Source organism: Zavarzinella formosa DSM 19928, assembly GCF_000255705.1.
Lineage (GTDB): Bacteria > Planctomycetota > Planctomycetia > Gemmatales > Gemmataceae > Zavarzinella > Zavarzinella formosa.
The window spans coordinates 571873-572073 of record NZ_JH636444.1 but is presented as its reverse complement, the minus strand read 5'-3'; the positions used below and the strand labels follow the sequence as shown (position 1 = coordinate 572073).

At 60.7% G+C, this 201-nt stretch carries 1 pseudogene; it reads right to left on the bottom strand.

The window, feature by feature from the left end:
* Window positions 1-201: pseudogene (locus BGIM_RS66620) on the bottom strand (DUF2828 domain-containing protein); the annotation flags it as partial.

The window sequence follows — 201 nt, the reverse complement described above, 5'->3', positions numbered from 1 at the left end:
TCGTTCGAGAACGTAAAGACACGGAGGCTCCCGAACAACTCACGACCGATCATCGCCAGCGAACACGCCACGTCCATGCGCGTCAGTTCCGACCGGCCGGACAGCTTGCCGTCCATCGACCCGGACACGTCGATGAGGATGACCGTACTCCCGTCTCGCTTCGGCTTTCCGGCGAAGCAATCGAAGAACTTGGCCTCCAGT